Origin of the sequence: Hymenobacter persicinus (assembly GCF_004167665.1) — a bacterium.
Lineage (GTDB): Bacteria > Bacteroidota > Bacteroidia > Cytophagales > Hymenobacteraceae > Hymenobacter > Hymenobacter persicinus.
This window is the reverse complement of the sequence record NZ_SEWE01000003.1, coordinates 170,539-189,922: the sequence shown is the minus strand read 5'-3', so window position 1 is coordinate 189,922 and position 19,384 is coordinate 170,539. Positions and strand designations below refer to the sequence as shown.

The window sequence follows — 19,384 nt, the reverse complement described above, 5'->3', positions numbered from 1 at the left end:
TTTCCCGGGGACTTTCTAAGGGTAAATAATGGGGCTCGAACCCACGACCTTCGGAATCACAATCCGACGCTCTAACCAGCTGAGCTATATCTACCGTGTAGGGGTATTGGAGCGACAAAAGTAGGAGCCCGGCGGGTTTTATCAAAGGATCGGGGCATTTTTTTTCTGCGGCGGCGTTCTGAAAAGCCGCATCCCGGCGGCCTGCCAGCCCGCTGTGCCTTGATTCTTAGCGCGCCCCGACTACATTCCCCGTACCTTTGCGGTTCGTAATTCCTTTTTTGCCGTCATGTCCGAGTCGCCTGCCCCCGTTTCCTTCGCCGATTTCAAGCTCAACAAACAACTGCTCATGGCCGTGGCCGAAGCCGGTTTTGAGCAGCCCACCCCCGTGCAGGAGCAGACGATTCCGCTGCTGCTGGCCGGCCACGACCTACTCGGCATTGCCCAGACCGGCACCGGCAAAACGGCCGCTTTCGGCCTGCCGCTACTCATGAAGGTGAAGTTTGCCCAGGGCATCAACCCGCGCGCCCTGATTATGGCCCCCACCCGGGAGCTGGCCATGCAGATTGAAACCCACCTCAAGCGCCTGGCCGTGTACACCGACCTGCGCATTTTCGCCATCTACGGCGGCCTGGGCCCCAAAACCCAGATTGACACCTTGGCTAAGGGCGTCGACATTCTCATTGCCACGCCCGGCCGCCTGCTGGAACTCTACCTGCGCGGCGACCTGGTGCTCAAGGAGCTCAAAACCCTGGTGCTCGACGAGGCCGACAAGATGATGGACATGGGCTTTATGCCCCAGATCCGGCGCATCCTGGAAATCATTCCGCGCAAGCGCCAGAACGTGCTGTTCTCGGCCACCATGCCCGACAAGGTGGCCACGCTGAGCGAGGAGTTTCTGGAGTTTCCGGTGCGGGTAGAGGTGACGCCGGCCGCTACCTCCGCCCAGAACGTAAGCCAGAGCTTGTACCAGGTGCCCAACCTGCTGACCAAAATCAACCTGCTGGGCTACCTGTTCAAGGACGAGGAAACCTTCAACCGGGTCTTGATTTTCTGCCGTACCAAAGAGCACGCCGACAACGTGGCCCACTTCCTGGCCCGCAAGGTGGACGCCGACACCCGCGCTATTCACGGCAACAAGGGCCAGAACGTGCGCACCAACGCCATGGACGCCTTCCGGGCCGGCGAGCTGCGCTTCCTGGTTTCGACCGACGTAGCCGCCCGCGGCATCGACGTGCCCCAGGTAAGCCACGTCATCAACTTCGACGTGCCGCTGGTCTACGACGACTACGTGCACCGCATTGGCCGCACGGGCCGGGCCCAGCACACGGGGGCCGCTATTACGTTTGCCAACGCGGCCGAAATGCACCACATCGAGAAGATTTCGCAACTCATCAACCAGCCGATTCCTGAGCTACCCCTGCCCGAGGGCGTGAAGGTGATGGAAACGCTGTTTGACGAAAAGCAGGCCATGGACCGCGAAATCGACGACCGGCGCCGCCGCCTGGATCCCGACTTCAAGGGGGCCTTCCACGAGAAGAAAACCCCGTTGCAGAAAGGCATCGACAAGCGCACCGGCCAGGCCTACGTGGAGGGACCAAACCGCAGCCAAAAAGGCAAGAAGAAGCGCGCCTCCCCCGGCAAGAGCCAGTCGCCGGCCGCCAAAGCCTCGGCCAAGCTCCGCAACTCCCGGCACAAGTAGAGCTTAGAGAGCAGACCAAAGAAAAGAGCCCGCAGCATTAGCTACGGGCTCTTTTCTTTTGAGCAGTAAAGGAGTCTAGGTTCTACGCTTTGCCCGCTCAACTCCACACTTTGAGCTAGTGGTGAAAGATGGGCAGGTGACTGAAGTGCACGGTGAGCGTGGTGATGGCCGCGCCCCAGAACATGGCGCTCCAGAGCATGTGCAGAAAGATGCGCAGCCGGGGCACGTGCAACTGGGTGGCAATGACGGTGCCGCCGATGGGGCTAAACAGAATTGGGGTCAGGAAGGCAATGCCGGGCATGCCGAAGCGGCGGAAAAAGCGCACAATGTTGCGGCTGCGCTTGGTAAAAACGGGTTTGCCCTTCTGCTGACGGCGGCGGCGCTGGTGCAGGGCCCAGGCCCGGCCCACGCTGGAAATAATCAGCACCGTGGTCATCATCCCGGCCACGGTGAGGCCCAGAGTTTGGGCAAAGTTCAGGCCGATGGACACGCCGGCGACCGGGCCGGCGAAGAACTTAATCATGCTGAGCAGGAAAACAGAAGCGCATTTGAGCAGGTAAGGCAGCACGGTTGTTTTCGAAGCTAAAAGGTGACGCGGCAAACTCCGCCGCAGGGGCGGAAAGCAAAGGTACTAAGCAGACCCGCCGGGATATGGTTCCGGCGTATGAGGAGTTTGTGACAGTTGCGACAACGGCAAAAATCGGGCTACACTGCGGGCAACGCGCGGCCCGCCCCCACCGGCAACGCCCGGGACCGGTCAGGTATACGCAGCGAGGTGGCCCATGGCCGAGTTACAGCTTGCTGCCGTACGACAGGTCGCCGGCGTCGCCGAGTCCGGGCACGATGTAGGCCTGCTCGTTGAGCTTCTCGTCGATGGCAGCTACCCAGAGCGTGGCTTCGGGAATCTCGCGGGTGACGTACTCCACGCCCTCGGGGCTGGCAATGACGGCGGCAATGTGCACCTGCCGGGGCTGGCCGAAGCGCAGCATGGCCCGGTAAGTCTGCACCAACGACTTGCCGCTGGCCAGCATCGGGTCGGCCAGAATCAGCACCCGCTCGTCGAGGCTGGGCGCCGAGAGGTAGTCGACCTGCACCCGCACCTGGGCCGTACCCTCGATGCGGTAGGCGGCGGCAAAGGCACTCGGCGACTGGTCAAAGTAATTCAGGAAGCCCTGGTGAAACGGCAGGCCGGCGCGCAGCACGGTGGCCAGCACCGGGAAGTCGTGCAGCTGCTTGCTTACCGACTGACCCAGGGGCGTGGTCACAGTTTTCTCGGTGTAGCTGAGCTGGGAGCTGATTTTGAGGGCAATGATTTCACCCAGGCGCTGCAGGTTGCGGCGGAAGCGCAGACTGTCGCGCTGCACATCGACGTCGCGCAGCTCGGCCAGGAAGTGGTTGGCAATGGAGGGCTCGGCGCAGACTACGTGCACGCGTTCGGGGTGGCTCAGGCTTGGCTTCAGCGTTTCCATAGGAGGTACCAGGGCAAGGAGGTTTGGGTGAGGGCCGCGTACGGGACGGGCGCGGCGCCGAAGTTGGCAAAAAAACGGGCAATTGACGGAATCATGCCGCCTTCAAAGTCGAGCACGAGGCCCGGTGAGCTGGCATAGTCCTGAATCATGTAGTCGAGCAGCAGCAGCGGGGCCCCGGCTTTTTTGCCCGCCGGGGACGCCGCCGCAAACAGGTAAACGATACGTCGGGGCTGCACCACAAACAGGGCGCCGGCCAGCAGCTCGCCGGTTTCGGGGCTCGGCACCGTCAGAATCCGGACCTGCCCCAGGCTTTGCAGATTGGAAATAAGCTGCGTGAGCTGCCGGTAGTGGCGCGGCTTGAGGCTGGCCACCTCCCCGCCCTTGTGCCGACGAAACAGCTGAATCAGCGCTTCTGGAAATACCTCCTCCGTCACCGCCAGAGGATGCGGCTGCTGGCCGTTTACCCGCAGGCGGCGGCGGTAGTCGGCCGCGTAGCCTTGCAGCAATTCTTCGCCGCTCGCCGACAGGTCAAGCACATAGGTTTGCCGCCACGTCAAGGTGAAGCCGCTTGGGGCGGCGGCTACGGCGTTTTCCAGGTTGAGCTGAGTGTAGAGGCGGGCATAGCGGCCCGGCAGCAGGGCCAAGTAGTCGGCCACGGCGCGGTGCCGGCTGTCGGCGGTGGTGAGCAGGCCCAATTGCTGGGTGAAGGCCGGCTGGTACACTTCCCGCCCCCAGGGCCGCCGCTTTACGGGCAAGGCCAGCACCGACAAGTAGGCGCCGGTAGCATCTTCCACTTCCACCACGGCATCCCAGCGGCCCGCCGTGGCGCGCAGCCACGCCACCTGGGCGTAGGGCACGGCCTGCTCGGCCGCCAGCACACAGGCATCCCAGGCAACGAGGTTGAGGGCGGAAAAAGGCAAATACTGCAGCGGCACGGGGCAAAGGTAAGAGAGTTCGGGTGCGGTTGGCGGGCCCCACCCCAACCCTAGGAGCGAGTTGGCGGCAACCAAAAACGTACTCCTGCGGTAACTGCGTAGCTTTGCGTAGGCCGGAGATTCTACCCGGAGCGCGGCCCTCTCCCCCATGAAGAAATTCCTACTTGTGCTCCTGCCGGCCTTGAGCGGCCTCACCCTGGCCGCCGTGGCCCAGACGACCCCGCAAACCGCCCCGCCGGCTTCCACCGACAAAGACCCGGTCTGGCTGATTTTTGACCACCCGCTCACGCCCGAAGAAGCCGCCAAAGCCAAAAGTCGCCCCCCGAAGAAATCGGAGGACGCCCCGGTACCCGCCACGCCCGCCGCTACCGTGGCGCCGGCTGCACCAACTCCGGCTGCCGCCGCGCCAGCCCCGGCCCATATTGCGCCGGCCGTGCGTTACCAGGGCAAAGTCACCCAGGGCTCGACCTACGTGCCGCTCGACCAGGACGTGTACCGCCTCATCGACCGGTACGCCATCAAGTTCGGGCCCGACTCGCTCGGTGACCCCTACACGGCCGTGCGGCCTTACCACCGCGCTGGCGTAGCCCGGCTGGGGGAGCGGGTGCTGAGCGAGGGCGCCACGGGCTTGTCGGCAGCCGACCGGTTCAACGCCTCCTACCTGCTGCGCGACAACTGGGAGTACACCAACGCCGACGAGAATACGAGCCGGCGGCCGGTGGCCACGTATTTCTACACCAACCAGTCGGACCTGTTCCACGTCGACAATCCCGACTTCACGCTGCGCGTGAATCCGGTGGCGGGGCTGCAGGCGGGCTACGATAATAAGAGCGACGGACTGCGCTACCTCAATACCCGCGGGGTGCAGGTGGAAGGCACCATCGACGGGCGGCTGGGCTTCTACACGTTCTTGGCCGACAACCAGATGGCCGTGCCGGCCTACGTGCAAAACCGGGTCCAGCGCGACACCATCGTGCCCCACGAGGGCTACTGGAAGTACTTCAAGAACAAGCCCGACCAGTACGACTTCTTCACCGCCCGCGGCTACCTGACCTACGCGGCCACCAAGCACATCAACGTGCAGTTTGGCCACGACCGTAACTTCATCGGCAACGGCTACCGGTCGTTGATTTTGTCGGACTACACGGCGCCTTATTTCTTTCTGAAGCTCAATACGCGCATCTGGAAGTTCAACTACCAGAACCTGTTTGCCGAGCTCAGCGCCACCGCCAACGGCCCCGACCGGGTGTACCCCAAAAAGTACCTGGCCCTGCACCACCTCAGCTTCGACGTGACGCCGAGCTTCAATGTGGGCGTGTTTGAGTCGGTAATGTTTTCGCGCGGGAAAGGCCGCTTCGAGCTGCAGTACCTGAACCCGATTATCTTCTACCGCAGCATCGAGCAGCAGATCGGCTCGGCCGACAACGCCCTGCTCGGCGCCGACTTCAAGTGGAACATCAAGCACCGCGCCCAGCTCTACGGGCAGCTCATGCTCGACGAGTTGGTGGTCAGCCAGGTGCGCTCCGGCAACGGCTGGTGGGCCAACAAGCAGGCCTTCCAGCTCGGCGCCAAGTACCTCGACGTGGCCGGCATCCAGAACCTGGACGTGCAGGCCGAGTTCAACTACATCCGGCCTTACACCTACGAGCACATCAACGAGTACACCAACTACCAGCACTACCGCCAGCCCCTGGCCCACCCGATGGGCGCCAACCTCTACGAAATCGTCGGTATCGTGAGCTACCAGCCCCTGCCCCGTCTGAACGTAGTGGCTAAAGGCTTTTTCTCGGAACAGGGGCTTGATACGGCCTACGGCCCCGGCACCAACTACGGCGGCAACGTGCTCAATTCCTACAATACCCGCGTGGCGGACTACGGCAACCGCGTGGGCCAGGGCAACACCACTCACCTGCTGCACGCCGACCTGACGGCCACCTACCAGCTCAAGCACAACCTGTGGCTGGATGCCAAGCAGATTGTACGCCACCAGACGGCCAACGCCGGCACCCTGGGCAATGGCACCGAAGCCTTTTCCTCGTTTACGGTCCGCTGGAACCTGCCCCAGCGCCTGAACGAGTTCTAAGCCGGGAAAGCAGCTGGTGGCAACGCCAGACCGCAGCCCCAACTCAGAATGTAGAATTTATACTCCCATGCGCCACGACCCCGCCCACTTGGTATTGTTCCGGCCCGTCAATCAGGCGGAGCTGGACCGCATTGCGGCCACCGACTGGCTGGAGTTTCCGCCCCGCCTGCCCGAGCAGCCCATCTTTTATCCGGTGCTGAACCAGGAATACGCCGCCCGCATTGCCCAGGACTGGAACGTGCCCTACTACGGCGTGGGCTACGTGGTGCGCTTCGCCGTGGAGGCCGACTACGCCGCGCAGTTTCCGGTGCAGACCGTCGGCGACGCCCACCACGAGGAGCTGTGGGTGCCGGCCGAGGAGCTAGCCGAATTCAACCGCCACATTGCGGGCCGGATCGAGGTGGTGGCCATGTTTGAGGCCGACTAACGCCTGACCGCCGGGAAGTCACCCTTTCGCGAAGCTGGTGCCGGCCAGCACCCCGGCCGCCTGCAACCGGCCGGGTGCCGGGTAAATCGGCGGTGAGAACCCGCCCGCGGCAGGGTGACTTCGTGCGGCCGCGGCCGGCTAGCTGGTGATGCGCAGCGTGGTGCCGGTTTGCGTAACGGTGTATTTCTTCAGGGCGCGGGCGGCCGGGCCGTTGGCTACCGTGCCGTCGGCGTTGAACAGGGAGCCGTGGTTGGGGCACAGAAAATTACCTTGGCTGGGCTGAAACTGAATCCGGGTGCCTTCGTGGGTGCAGGGCGCCTGCACGGCCAGGTAGCCGCCGGCGGTGGTTTTGGCCACAATTACCTGCCCGCCGGCCCCGTACACGTAGCCCCGGGCCGGGTCGTTGAGGGCCGCATTGTCGGGGGCAGTCAGGTCCAGGGTGAAGTCGACGCTGGCGGGGCCATTGGTGGCGTCGGGGGCCGGGTCGCTGCCCTTGCTGCTCGAGCAGCTGCCCAGGCAGCCGGTGGCCAGCACGGCCGCCGCGCCCATTCCGAAGAGCTGAATAAATTCTTTGCGTTCCATGAAACCGGGAAAACGGAGGTGAGGAAAGTATACCCCGGACTCGTTCGTCTCCCCCAAAAGGTTGCCCGCCTCCCAACGGAATGCCGGTTACCTTTGCTGCGCCCATGAAGACCTACCTCCGCATTCTGCACTACGCCCGGCCCCTGGCCGGCTTCCTGCCGCAGTACCTGCTTTACACCGTGCTGACCATCTTCTTCAGCATCGGCAACTTCACGCTCATCATCCCGCTGCTCAAGGTGCTGTTCGACAAAACGGACAAGGTACCCCTGCTGGCTCCGGACCACCTGCCCGCCTTCCGCCCCACCATTCAGTGGGTCACCGATACGTTCAACTACTTCTTCGCCGACGTGCTGGCCGACCGCGGCAAGCTCGGGGCGCTGGCCTTCGTGTGCCTGGTGGTGGTGGGCTCGGTGCTGATGAGCAACGTGTTTCGCTACCTGAGCTTGCGGCTGCTGGCCAAAATCCGGGCCCGGGTGATTCAGAACCTGCGCCGCGACCTGTACCACCGCATCATCGGGCTGCCGCTGAGCTTCTACGGCTCCGAGCGCAAGGGCGACCTGATGTCGCGCTTCACAAGTGACGTGCAGGAAGTGGAAACCTCGGTGGTCAACACCATGACGGCCGTTATCAAGGAGCCCCTGACCATTGTGGCCTACTTCGTGGTGCTGTTCCACATTTCGGTGCCCCTGACGCTGTTTACGCTGATTCTGCTGCCGATTTCGGGCGGCGTTATTGCCGGCGTGGCCAAGCGCCTGCGCACCCAGGCCAAGCTCAGCCAGCAAACCCTGGGCACGATGCTCTCCGTGATTGATGAGACGCTGGGCGGCATCCGCGTCGTCAAGGCTTTCAATGCCCAGGACTACATCAAGGACAAGTTTGAGGCCCAGAACGCCCAGTACGCCCGCACCTCCCGGGCCATCGACAACACCCGCGACCTGGCCTCGCCCTTCTCTGAGTTTGCCGGCGTGAGCGTGGTGGCGGGCCTGCTGTACTTCGGCGGCACGCTGATTTTGGGTGGGCAGTCGAACCTGACCGGCGAGACGTTTATTGGCTACGTGATTCTGTTTTCGCAGGTGCTCACCCCAGCCAAGGCCCTGTCGTCGTCCTTTGGCAACATCCAGCGCGGCCTCGTGGCCGGGGAGCGGATTCTGAGCATCATCGACACCGAGCCCGCCATCCGCGACCAGCCCGGCGCCCGGGTGCTGCCGCCCTTCCAGAATCAGATTGAGCTGCGCCACCTCCAGTTCGGCTACGGCGACACGCCCGTATTGCAGGACATCAACCTGACCATCAAAAAGGGCAAGACCGTGGCCTTGGTGGGCCCGTCGGGCGGGGGCAAATCGACGCTGGCCGACATGCTGCCCCGCTTCTACGACCCCACCGGCGGCCAGCTGCTCATCGACGGCCACGAGGTGCGCGAGTGCACCATTCACTCCGTGCGCGACCAGATGGGCATCGTGACCCAGGAAAGCATTCTGTTCAACGACACCATCTTCAACAACATCCGCTTCAACACCGAGGCCACCGAGGAAGAAGTCATCGAGGCGGCCAAGATTGCCAACGCCCACGAGTTTATCATTAAGACGCCGGAGGGCTATAACACGACCATCGGCGACCGGGGCTCCCGCCTCTCGGGCGGGCAGCGGCAGCGCCTAAGCATTGCCCGCGCCATTCTGCGCAACCCGCCCATCCTGATTCTGGACGAGGCCACCTCGGCCCTCGACACCGAAAGTGAGAAGCTGGTGCAGGAAGCCCTGACCCGGCTGATGCAGAACCGGACTTCGCTCGTTATTGCCCACCGCCTGAGCACCATTCAGCACGCCGACGAAATCATCGTGCTCCAGCACGGGCGCATCGTGGAGCGCGGCACCCACGACGACCTGCTACGCGGCGGCGGCCTCTACCAGCGCCTGAACCAGATGCAAACCAACGGCCTGCTGGCTTAGAAACCGGGTCGGCGGCCAACGGTCAGGCGGGTTTCTGCGTTTAGCCGCCGAAACCGGGGTTTCGCGCCTGAATTGGCAAAACCCTATATTTATTGCGCCAACGAGGCCCCGCGTGGTGTTGCCAGCGGTTTTTTTCGGAAATCTAAACGTTGCTTTCGCCCATGCTTGCCATCAAACGCCTTGTCACCATCCTCGTGATGGTTTTCGTCCTGCTCGGCCTGCTGCTGATTCTGGTACCGTCGGTGCGCGCCTCGGCCGAAGGCATGTTTAGCAGTGGCCCCGTGGGGCTGTACTACGCGCTGTTTATTGCCGGCGTGGTGCTGCTGGGCCTGCAGCTCATCACCGAAAACCTTGACAGCGTGCTCCTGCGCCGGGAAGTAGCCACCCACGCGGGCAAAATCAACGAGCTCAAGGCCAAGCTCTACGACCAGCAGGCCACCCAGCGCGAGCGGGAAATCCAGCAGCGCGCCGGCACGGGCACCACGACCCTGCCGCCCGTAGTACCCGCTGCGCCGGCCTATACCACCGAGCGCGCCCCCGACGCGGAGCATCCTACGTTTCCGCAATCGGACCCCGGCTTGGTGAATGCCCCGCTCAGCCAGCCCAATACCATCATCCACCCTTCCCCGCAGCCGGACCCCAACCACCGTCCGGCGCTGTAAGTAACCTTGCCGCTGTGTCTGCACCGCTCACCGAACTCATCCGGGCCGAACTAACCGAAGCCCGCGCCGTCCTCGACCAGTTTCTGGCCGACCCCAAACACGTGGAAAGCATTGAGCAGGCCGCCCGGCTGGTGGCTGCCAGCCTGCAGGCCCAGGGCAAAGTCCTGACCTGCGGCAACGGCGGCTCCCTCTGCGACGCCCAGCACTTCGCCGAGGAGCTCACCGGCCGCTACCGCCAGGACCGTCCGGCGCTGGCCGCCATTGCCCTCACCGAGGCGTCCCACATGAGTTGCGTGGCCAACGACTACGGCTACGAGTATGTGTTCAGCCGCTACGTGCAGGCCCTGGGCCGCCCCGGCGACGTGCTGCTGGCCATCAGCACCAGCGGTAACTCGCCCAACGTGCTGCGGGCCGCCGAAGCTGCTAAAGCCGCCGGTATGCGGGTCGTGGGCCTTACCGGTAAGGATGGTGGCGCCCTGGCGGCCCTCTGCGACGTGGAAATCCGGGCGCCCCACGCCGGCTACGCCGACCGGATTCAGGAAATTCACATCAAGGCCATTCATATTATGATCCTGCTGATTGAGCAGCTGGTGAAATAATCTTTTTTCTCCGTGACGCGCGAGAGTATCGATGCTATTTATCAGCGCGCAGTTAATGCTGAAGCGCAAAAGCTACTGGCGTACAGCCCGCAAAATATTGTCGGTTTCCCCGACTACGGCAGCTTCACGGCATTTCTTGCCGGGAAGGAAATACCCGTGGGTTTCTGGCATTATTGCATCGACAAAAACTTCCATCATATATTTTTCAAAGCACAACGCAAGACACTTGTATTCATGCACAAACAGTATATCAGCGGGATTAAAATGAGTGAATCTGGCATTATTTCTTTATTATCAGACACGGAGCTGGCAGAGTACGATTAGGGCTTGTGTTTTAATATTTACGCATTATTTCCTGTAGCTTAGCCGGCACACTTTATCATTATTCTTCCGGCTATGCTTACCAAAACTTACGGCTCGGCCGTGCAGGGCGTCAACGCCGCTACTATTACCATTGAGGTAGTTGTATCGCAGGGCACGAATTTCTACGTGGTCGGGCTGGCCGACAATGCCATCAAGGAAAGTCAGCAGCGCATTGAGGCGGCCCTGAAATTTCGGGGCTACAAGATGCCGCGCACCAAGGTCGTCGTCAACATGGCGCCGGCCGACATCCGCAAGGAAGGCTCGGCCTACGACCTGCCCATTGCCCTGGGCATTCTGCACGCCTCCCAGCAGCTGCTCACCGACGAGCTGGGCGAGTACATCATCATGGGCGAGCTGGCCCTGGACGGCGCCCTGCGGCCCATCCGCGGGGTGCTGCCCATTGCCATTCAGGCCCGCAAGGAAGGTTTCCGGGGCATTATGCTACCCCTGGCCAACGCCCAGGAGGCGGCCATCGTCAACAACCTCGACGTGATTCCCGTCGAGACCATGCAGCAGGCCATCGACTTCTTCGAAAAGCGCCACGCCATCACGCCCGTCACCCTCGACACGCGCCAGGTGTTTCAGCAGGTCGCCAACCAGTACACCGCCGACTTTGCCGACGTGCAGGGCCAGGAAAACATCAAGCGGGCCCTGGAAATAGCGGCGGCCGGGGGCCACAACGTGATTATGATCGGGCCACCCGGGGCGGGCAAAACCATGCTGGCCAAGCGCCTGCCCGGCATTCTGCCCATGCTCACGATGCAGGAGGCACTGGAAACGACCAAGATTCACTCCGTGGCCGGCAAGCTCGGGGCCAATGCCTCCTTGCTCAGCACCCGGCCCTTCCGCAGCCCCCACCACACCATTTCCGACGTAGCCCTGGTCGGGGGCGGCGGCAACCCCCAGCCGGGCGAAATCTCGCTGGCCCACAACGGCGTACTGTTTCTGGATGAGCTGCCCGAGTTCAAGCGCACGGTGCTGGAGGTGATGCGCCAGCCCCTGGAAGAACGCCGCGTCACGATTTCGCGGGCCAAGGTCAGCATCGACTTTCCCTCGAACTTCATGCTCATTGCCAGCATGAATCCCTGCCCCTGCGGCTACTACAACCACCCCGAGAAAGAGTGCGTCTGCGGCCCGGGCGTGGTGCAGCGCTACCTCAACAAGGTCAGCGGCCCGCTGCTGGACCGCATCGACCTGCACGTGGAAGTCACGCCCGTTACTTTCGACCAGATGACGGCCACCCGCAAGTCGGAAACCAGCAGCGCCATTCAGCAGCGGGTCGAAACGGCTCGGGCGGTGCAGGCCGGGCGCTTCCGGGAGTTTCCCGACGTGTATTCCAACGCCATGATGCCGCCCCAGATGGTGAAGGACCTCTGCCAGATCGACGAGGCCGGCCGTACCCTGCTTAAAACGGCCATGGAGCGACTGGGCCTCTCGGCCCGCGCCTATGACCGGATTCTGAAAGTGGCCCGCACCATTGCTGATCTGGCCGGCACCGAGGAAATCCGGCTCGAGCACCTGGCCGAAGCCATCCAGTACCGTAGCCTCGACCGGGAAGGCTGGGCCGGTTAGGGTGCCACCGCCGGGTTTGCCGCGAGCTTAAGCAGGCATCTTCGCCGGGGTAGTATGTACCCGTCAGCTCTTGGTTGCGCGCAATGAACACTAAAAAGCTCCGCGCCCGTACGTAGTGGGCGCCCCGGATCCAGCTGACCGAATCCGCAGCAGAACCTGGCAAGCTCCTAAGCTGGCGGGCGCACTTCGTAATCGTTGGCTCTCTGCTCGTCTTACCAAGGCCCCATGAAAAAGATACCGGAAGTAACCCTGCTGTTTTGGGTGATGAAAATCTGTGCCACCACGCTGGGTGAAACCGCCGGCGACCAACTGGCGCAGACCATGAAAGTTGGGTATGCCGTCAGCTCCCTGCTGTTGCTGGGCTTTTTCGTGGTGGTATTACTCGGGCAGCTGGCCGCCAAACGCTACATTCCAGCCCTGTACTGGGCCGTGATTCTGGCTACCAGTACGGCCGGCACCACCATGTCTGATTACATGGACCGCACCTTGGGCCTGGGCTACGCCACCGGCTCGGCCATCCTGGTCACGATTCTACTGGTCGTGCTGGGTTTGTGGTGGGTTAGTGAGAAATCGTTGTCGGTATCCGAAATCCGCAGCCGCAAGGGAGAGTTGTTTTACTGGACGGCCATTCTGTTTTCCAACACCCTGGGTACAGCCCTGGGCGACTACCTGGCCGACGACTCCGGCCTGGGCTTTGGCGGCGGGGCTCTGCTCATTGGCAGCCTGCTGGCGGTGGTGGTGCTGGCCTATTACTTCACGAGCATCTCGCGGGTGCTGCTGTTCTGGGTGGCCTTCGTGCTGACGCGCCCGTTCGGAGCCACCTTCGGCGACCTGCTCACCAAGTCGCCCGAGAAGCACGGCCTGGGCTTCGGTACCAGCGGCTCCTCCCTGATTCTGCTGGGCATTCTGGTGGCCCTGGTAGTCTACGAATCTTGGCGGCAGCGGCAAGCCGGTGGGCCAGACGCGCAGCCTAGCTAGCCGCTGACCCTAGCGGCCCTCGCGCCGTAATACGTACCCACCAGCGCCCATTCGCCTTTCTTCCGCATGACCCTGTCTTCCCTGCTGGGCTACGCCCGCCTGATTTGGCACAAGCACCGCAACCTGCTGCTGACCCTGCTGCTGGGTTTTATCGGTCCCTGGTTTGTCTTTATCAAGGTTGGCCAGGAGGTCTGGGAAGACAAGGGTTTTCCCGGCGACCAGCTGATTCTGCAGTTGCTGCATCATTTCGACGGCCCTCGGCAGGATGCCCTGGCGGTGTGGATGGCCCGGGCCGGCGGCACGCGTATCACGCCCCTGCTGGAGGCCGCCGTGCTGATTAGCCTGGTGCTGGCCCGCCAACGCCGCGCGGCGCTGTTTTTCCTGCTGGCCGTGGGCGGGGCCGGGGCGCTGAATCTGTTTGCCAAGCTGTTGCTGGCCCGCGCCCGGCCCAACTTCTGGGTGTCCATTGCTCCGGAAACCTCCTACAGCTTTCCCAGCGGCCACGCTATGGGGGCCACCGCCCTGGCCCTGACGCTGGGCATCCTGCTCTGGCCCACCCGGGGCCGCTGGGTGGCGGTGGTGCTCGGCATGGCTTGGGCCCTGCTCATGGGCTGGTCGCGCATGTACTTGGGTGTGCACTTCCCTTCCGACGTGCTGGCGGGCTGGGTTGGCTCCATCGGCTGGGTCTGGGGCGTACACCTGCTGTTTTCCCGCTTCGCCCTGGCCATGCGCGGCTTCTGGGGCGACACCCGCTCCTACTGGCTCACGCATCCGCGGTAACCTGGGCATAGTCAGCGCGGCCCTCTGGTCAACGGCAGCTAAGCCCGGGTCTGTTCAACGAAAAAGCCCTCTCTGCATGACGCAAGGAGGGCTTTTGGTGATCCCGCTGGGATCACACTATATTAACTACACTTTATCGAAAATACCTCTAACAAAGACTTTAAAGACACTTTTAAAAATTAGGCCGGCTCTGTTTTACCTACTCTTCTACGAATTTACGATCCCACTTACGGCCCCAGTCATATCTTTACCTACCTTTGACATGGCGCCAGTAATCCAACTGGCTCGTGCTATCCTCCTACTTATGGCCTCCACCAAGCTGATCATCCGCAGCGACCGGAAAAGCTTCGGCAAAACCACCATCTACGTCCAGTACACGCATAAGAGCGTCAAAAAGAAGTTCAGCACGAAGTACAGTGTCGAACCTAACCGGTGGGATGCGGCGGGGCAACATATCATGGGCTCTACTACAGAGGTGAAAGCCCTGAACCTGTCGCTGCAGGAATCTAAGTCCCGTATTGACGGCATTGTCCGGCAGGCCATTCTCAACGGAGAAGAACCTACGTTCGCCTTAGTGGAAGAACGTCTAAAACAGCTCCTCTTCCCTACTCCTAGCAAAACAGCTGAGCAAAAGCCAGCAAAGGCCGGTCAGACCAATTTTCTAGAACTATTCGCCGCGTACATCGAGGCCACTAGCGCCGTCAAAGCCCACGGCACGGTCAAGCACTACAAAAGCACCTTGAACCATCTCAAGGCCTTTGCCGCAAAACGTGGTGGCAAAATGACTCTAGAGCGCTTGGACATGAGTTTTTACAACGATCTGGTGACCTTCCTGACTCAGGAGTTGGAGATGACCAACGGCACGGTCAACAACCAACTCAAGCGCGTCAAAGCCGTGATGAGTTACGCGGTCGACCAGAGCCTGACGGATAACCTCACGTTCCGCAAGTTCAAGCTGATGAAACATACCGAGGCGGACAAGGTATACTTGACCCAGGACGAGTTGCAAATCCTGGTAGATACCGACCTAACGGCAGAGCCACGACTGGATAAAGTCCGTGACCTGTTTGTACTGGCTTGCACCACCGGCCTTCGGTATTCCGACTTTAGCACCATCCATCCCGACAACATTGAGAACGACCAATTGGTCTTTCGCGCCGTGAAAACGCGCAAACAGCAACATGTCGACCTGAACCAGTATTCCCGGGATATTCTGGCGAAATACCCTATTAGCTTACCCAAACTCTCCCAGCAGAAATTTAACGATTACGTTAAGGAGCTTGGTCAATACTGCGGAATTGACAAACCAACGCTAGTGGTCCGTTACCGAGGTAGCAAACGCATTGAAGAAAGAGTGCCTAAGTATAGCTTACTCTCATCGCACATAGGACGGCATACATTTGCTACGCAGAGCCTAGAGCGAGGTATGAGCATAGAAGTGCTTCAGAAAAACACAGGTCACAAGGACCTTAAGTCTTTAATGCCCTACGCTAAAGTCGCTGACAAGCGCAAGAAAAGTGAGATGAAAAAGGCATGGGGATAATTTATTATGCATACCAGAATCGGCAGTGGCTCAGGCAAGGTGACTGCATGTATTGTAGCTCTGCTATACCTGCATAAATTTACATGTGTCATCAACAATCCATAAAATAATTTTGAGCAATGATAACAGCCCCATAAAGCTATACCTTACACAATATTTATTATACACGTGCCCAAATTGCAAAACATTATATCATATACCTTGTGGGTTCAGAATATTCAAAATTTTTTTTATATTTTCATCACCTGGCATTACAAAATTATTATTAACACTTTGAACACCCTGAGCTTTGCTTATTGAATCTATTTCTAATTTCATTAAATCAAAATAATCGTAAGTATACGCTCCTTTACTACTAGATTCTACAACAACATATTTTTTAATTTTTTCATCATTCACTATAAAACAAATATACTGTATATGTTCAAAATATTTATCAAGATTAGGGTGAATAAATTTATACTGGCTGCTTTTGTGATATCTAGTATTAACCTTCTTTGCATGTTTAACGAAACTTATGTCTTCGCGCTTTATAACCATATTACAACGCTTACACGATACACTTAGGTTTATTTTTGTAAACATAAATTGTCTGTATTTTGATTTAGGCAAAATATGCTCAATATCTAGAACCATATTAAATTCATCTTGAGTATCTCTTTTACAATAACAACACTGCTCTTTATTTAAATTACGATAGTAAGATTTAAACCCAGCTTTAAACCCTGACAAAAGCTTATTATTCCAAATATCACCACCTTCACTAATCGCTTTAAGCACGTTATCTATATCAACTTGGCTTGAAACCGATTTAATCGAATTAGTTCTCATTTATTTTGTTTAATTTTTTTATGTTTTCAGCAAGGATTTTAATTGTGTTTAATACATCTATTTGCTTGGGGTCATAGGATTCTGATTTTATTCTTTCTATATAACTTTGAAATTCTTCTAAGGTCATCCTATTTTTTTCTAAAACATTAAGCACCCTAACTAACCGCTCAGATAGAAATCTATTTTGAGGCGTCGCAAGATCAAAAAACTTGAAAAATATTTCTTCTACGTTTAGAAGGCTTTCGTTCTGTAAAGAAAACTCTCCCCCTTCAGCCTTATATACCTTTGTTTCTTTAACTGATAATTCCGCGCCATTAACAATAAGAGGAGAATGCGTAGCTACCACAACTTTAGGCTGATAATTATAAAACAGATCTAAAATGTTTTTCACATATTCTTTTTGCCATTTTGGATGCAAGCTATTCTCTGGCTCATCAATTAGAATAACAGAATCATTTGTAATAACAGTAGACAAATAAACTATTGAGCTAATCAAAGACAACTCACCAGAACTGGCATTTAACATAGTTATGTTCTGTCCATTTCTTCGCAAGAATACTTCTATTCCATCAATGACGCCCAATGACCTAAGTTTAGATTCCCAAATAAACAAATTGGTTAAATTATATTTATCATATAGATCATAACTAAACCTTCCTTCTTCAAGCCAGATTATCCCTTCTCTATTACCATTAGAAGAAACTGATTCCCTTTTATAAAATGCATCGTGGAGGTAATTATCAATTAAAGTAATTACTTCCCTAGCTTGATCATAATTTTCAAAATATTCAATAATCAAAAATTCAAAGTCAGAAACTATATTATTTACTTTAAATCCCATTACAGGATCAAAGCCAACATAATTAAGTGCCCGAATAGAATTTGTCAAAATAAATACATCAGATCTAGCTATATTAGCCATAGCTTTTTTTATTACACTCGTTGAATGGTTACGTCCCGACCTACCTCTCAGCGAATAAAACCTCCGGCTCTTACTATCAAACTTATCGTGGATAGAATTAGCAATTGCAATTACTTCTTTTTTGTTCTCTAAAAAATAGTGGGATAATTTGTTCAACAAAGTGCTTTTTCCGCTACCGTTTTCACCAATCAGCACACTGACATCATTCGCGATAGGCTTGAGTTGAAGTAGTTCTTGTGGCACATGAAGTAATCCTTCCATATTGACTTGGTTATGCAGTAAGAAAAAACTATGATTTAGAAATCCAAAAATCTTTCTTTTGTTCTCGAAGGCCTATTAATAAGCAATCAACTTTTTATTTCAAAACATCAATATAGAACACTTATACAAACTTCATCATATTATGTGCAAATAATCTTACTCAGCTATATCAACTTATCTAAGCTTTGAAATCAACATATTTTTCATTTAATTCGCTAAGAAAATAGCTTTTAAAGCTAAAGTTGCCGCAAATCTACTTCATCATGTTTATATCTACACCTATAATATAAATTTACACTCAGTACGCAACGGTAAATAAGGCTACTAACTTCGCTTATAGGCGCAGAACTAATACGGCGGTATTAATGGGCTGCCTTATTATTCTTCGCTCTGTTGAAGTAGCGCAGCACTAGCTGAGCGTTTTCAGCAGTAGTAGGGCCGCCCTTGCTGTAAGGGACGATGTGGTCTACTTCCGCATCTTCAATGGCCAGGATTTGCTGGCCGGATATGGCGCAGACGGGACTCTCTTTGAAAAGCTTTTCCTTCAGTTGCGGTGAGAACGTGCGGTGGCTATAGCCTTTGTCGGTGATGATGTTCTCCAGCATATCGTAATACATGCGGAAGCGACGATTGACGTTATCGGTATCAGAGGTCTTAAAGCCGATGAGCATCTGAAACTCCGCATTGTTGGCCATCATGTCCAGCACTGCCTCGCGGATGTAATCGGCGTTACGCAGCACATCGTTTTTGGAGTAGTGAACAAATCCGTTCATCTGCAGGTCGAACAAGGCCATGTTGATTTGGCCATCGGCCCAGCGGCCGGGCGCATTTTCAGTACCGGGAATATAGCGGCGGAAGGCTTTGGTGCCGAAAACCGTCTTGACCAGATCCAAGCAGTGCAGGAACCGTTGTTTGTATTCCTTAGCTTTGGCCGGTGACAGGTTCTGATTGTCGCGCAGCTCCTTATTACAGAACTGCATCATGGAAGACTTGTAGTTGAGATACGACTTCTCCGATACCGCGAGGAAGCGAAGAATCATGCCGCGGTACACCATCCGGTTTCGGAAGTTTTCCTTGCGAACCAACTCGTGAAATACCGGTTCGTCAGCTAATTCGGCCAAGAGCTTAATATAAGCGCCGCGGTACACCGTGTTCCGAATCTCATCCTCGTTGAGCTTTGTAGAACCCGTGTTGAGGCGTTCGAAAATCTCAAACTTTATGTCTTCGTTCGACTCCTTCTTGATGATGATGGAGTGAATGGTGGTGGTACGAATCTTCGTCTGCAGCTCTCTAGAGAGCTGCGAAAAAGTAAGCCGGTTCAGCTCGGTGAGAACAGTTAGGCCGGTGAGTTTGAATTCATCACCGTTGGGATACTTGCCATCAACAAAGGATAGAAAGGAGGTAAGACGCTGCTGACCATCTATTACAGAATAAGTGCCATCGCGCTCCTGAGCAAGGTAAATAACCGGAATAGGCACGTCCATAAGCACGCTTTCAATTAAGCGACTAGAAATAGCAGCTGAGGCCACAAAATTGCGCTGGTACTCGGGTTGCAGCACAAGTTCTCCGTCTGCAGTCATGCTGGCAAACTCGCGGATGGAGAAGTCTTTGGCCTGCCAAATGATTTTGCGCTCATCGGCTTTTACATCCAAGACTTCGTGCTGACTTTCGTCCGCATTGGATTCGTCTTCGATAACGGAAGGGGCAATGTAAAGGTCCTGCATGAAGTGTT

General features: G+C 57.1%; 18 protein-coding genes and 1 tRNA gene. 11 read left to right on the top strand and 8 right to left on the bottom strand.

The window, feature by feature from the left end; genetic code table 11:
• Nucleotides 1-20: 20 nt before the first annotated feature.
• Nucleotides 21-94: transfer RNA gene (locus tag EWM57_RS02545), tRNA-His, on the bottom strand.
• A gap of 192 nt (nt 95-286) precedes the next feature.
• On the opposite strand from EWM57_RS02545, the gene EWM57_RS02540 reads away from it, so the two are divergent.
• Nucleotides 287-1,699: a DEAD/DEAH box helicase gene (locus EWM57_RS02540; RefSeq protein WP_129919552.1), complete on the top strand. Its 1,413-nt coding sequence runs from the start codon at nt 287-289 to the stop codon at nt 1,697-1,699.
• Nucleotides 1,700-1,814: 115 nt separating this feature from the next.
• Here the strand turns inward: EWM57_RS02540 and EWM57_RS02535 are convergent, their stop codons facing one another.
• The 3 genes from EWM57_RS02535 to EWM57_RS02525 form a co-directional block, all read right to left on the bottom strand.
• The gene (locus EWM57_RS02535; protein WP_129919551.1) at nt 1,815-2,222 is read right to left on the bottom strand and encodes a hypothetical protein; all 408 of its coding nucleotides are present in this window, start codon (nt 2,220-2,222) and stop codon (nt 1,815-1,817) included.
• Nucleotides 2,223-2,490: 268 nt separating this feature from the next.
• Nucleotides 2,491-3,168, bottom strand: a complete 678-nt coding sequence (gene upp, locus EWM57_RS02530) for a uracil phosphoribosyltransferase (RefSeq protein ID WP_129919550.1) — start codon at nt 3,166-3,168, stop codon at nt 2,491-2,493.
• Nucleotides 3,156-4,103, bottom strand: a complete 948-nt coding sequence (locus EWM57_RS02525; RefSeq protein WP_165370384.1) for a GNAT family N-acetyltransferase — start codon at nt 4,101-4,103, stop codon at nt 3,156-3,158. Before EWM57_RS02525 ends, upp begins: the two co-directional genes overlap by 13 nt.
• Nucleotides 4,104-4,251: 148 nt before the next feature.
• On the opposite strand from EWM57_RS02525, the gene EWM57_RS02520 reads away from it, so the two are divergent.
• The gene (locus EWM57_RS02520) at nt 4,252-6,186 is read left to right on the top strand and encodes a hypothetical protein (protein ID WP_129919548.1); all 1,935 of its coding nucleotides are present in this window, start codon (nt 4,252-4,254) and stop codon (nt 6,184-6,186) included.
• A 67-nt stretch (nt 6,187-6,253) separates the two neighbouring features.
• Nucleotides 6,254-6,613: a hypothetical protein gene (locus EWM57_RS02515; RefSeq protein ID WP_129919547.1), complete on the top strand. Its 360-nt coding sequence runs from the start codon at nt 6,254-6,256 to the stop codon at nt 6,611-6,613.
• Nucleotides 6,614-6,751: 138 nt separating this feature from the next.
• Here EWM57_RS02515 and EWM57_RS02510 read toward each other — a convergent pair whose 3' ends face one another.
• The gene (locus tag EWM57_RS02510) at nt 6,752-7,195 is read right to left on the bottom strand and encodes a QcrA and Rieske domain-containing protein (protein ID WP_129919546.1); all 444 of its coding nucleotides are present in this window, start codon (nt 7,193-7,195) and stop codon (nt 6,752-6,754) included.
• Between the two features lie 104 nt (nt 7,196-7,299).
• On the opposite strand from EWM57_RS02510, the gene EWM57_RS02505 reads away from it, so the two are divergent.
• From EWM57_RS02505 to EWM57_RS02470, 8 genes are all read left to right on the top strand, one after another.
• Nucleotides 7,300-9,141 (top strand): ABC transporter ATP-binding protein, encoded by a 1,842-nt coding sequence (locus tag EWM57_RS02505; protein ID WP_129919545.1) that lies wholly within the window; start codon nt 7,300-7,302, stop codon nt 9,139-9,141.
• Between the two features lie 161 nt (nt 9,142-9,302).
• Nucleotides 9,303-9,803: a hypothetical protein gene (locus EWM57_RS02500; protein ID WP_129919544.1), complete on the top strand. Its 501-nt coding sequence runs from the start codon at nt 9,303-9,305 to the stop codon at nt 9,801-9,803.
• Nucleotides 9,804-9,817: 14 nt separating this feature from the next.
• Entirely contained in the window at nt 9,818-10,402 is a 585-nt protein-coding gene (gene lpcA, locus EWM57_RS02495) for a D-sedoheptulose 7-phosphate isomerase (RefSeq protein ID WP_129919543.1), read from the top strand.
• 12 nt (nt 10,403-10,414) lie between these two features.
• Nucleotides 10,415-10,726: a hypothetical protein gene (locus EWM57_RS02490; protein WP_129919542.1), complete on the top strand. Its 312-nt coding sequence runs from the start codon at nt 10,415-10,417 to the stop codon at nt 10,724-10,726.
• Nucleotides 10,727-10,798: 72 nt separating this feature from the next.
• Complete coding sequence (locus EWM57_RS02485; protein ID WP_129919541.1) at nt 10,799-12,337, top strand: YifB family Mg chelatase-like AAA ATPase; 1,539 nt, start codon at nt 10,799-10,801, stop codon at nt 12,335-12,337.
• Nucleotides 12,338-12,562: 225 nt separating this feature from the next.
• Nucleotides 12,563-13,315: a COG4705 family protein gene (locus EWM57_RS02480; RefSeq protein ID WP_129919540.1), complete on the top strand. Its 753-nt coding sequence runs from the start codon at nt 12,563-12,565 to the stop codon at nt 13,313-13,315.
• A 66-nt stretch (nt 13,316-13,381) separates the two neighbouring features.
• Nucleotides 13,382-14,095, top strand: a complete 714-nt coding sequence (locus EWM57_RS02475; protein WP_129919539.1) for a phosphatase PAP2 family protein — start codon at nt 13,382-13,384, stop codon at nt 14,093-14,095.
• A gap of 304 nt (nt 14,096-14,399) precedes the next feature.
• On the top strand, nt 14,400-15,638 hold the full coding sequence (locus tag EWM57_RS02470) for a site-specific integrase (RefSeq protein ID WP_165370383.1): 1,239 nt from the start codon (nt 14,400-14,402) through the stop codon (nt 15,636-15,638).
• A gap of 192 nt (nt 15,639-15,830) precedes the next feature.
• Here the strand turns inward: EWM57_RS02470 and EWM57_RS02465 are convergent, their stop codons facing one another.
• From EWM57_RS02465 to EWM57_RS02455, 3 genes are all read right to left on the bottom strand, one after another.
• Nucleotides 15,831-16,469: an HNH endonuclease gene (locus tag EWM57_RS02465; protein ID WP_129919537.1), complete on the bottom strand. Its 639-nt coding sequence runs from the start codon at nt 16,467-16,469 to the stop codon at nt 15,831-15,833.
• Nucleotides 16,459-17,652, bottom strand: coding sequence for an AAA family ATPase (locus EWM57_RS02460; protein WP_129919536.1), 1,194 nt, complete (start codon nt 17,650-17,652; stop codon nt 16,459-16,461). Before EWM57_RS02460 ends, EWM57_RS02465 begins: the two co-directional genes overlap by 11 nt.
• A gap of 362 nt (nt 17,653-18,014) precedes the next feature.
• Nucleotides 18,015-19,376 (bottom strand): GmrSD restriction endonuclease domain-containing protein, encoded by a 1,362-nt coding sequence (locus EWM57_RS02455; RefSeq protein ID WP_129919535.1) that lies wholly within the window; start codon nt 19,374-19,376, stop codon nt 18,015-18,017.
• Between the last annotated feature and the right edge of the window lie 8 nt (nt 19,377-19,384).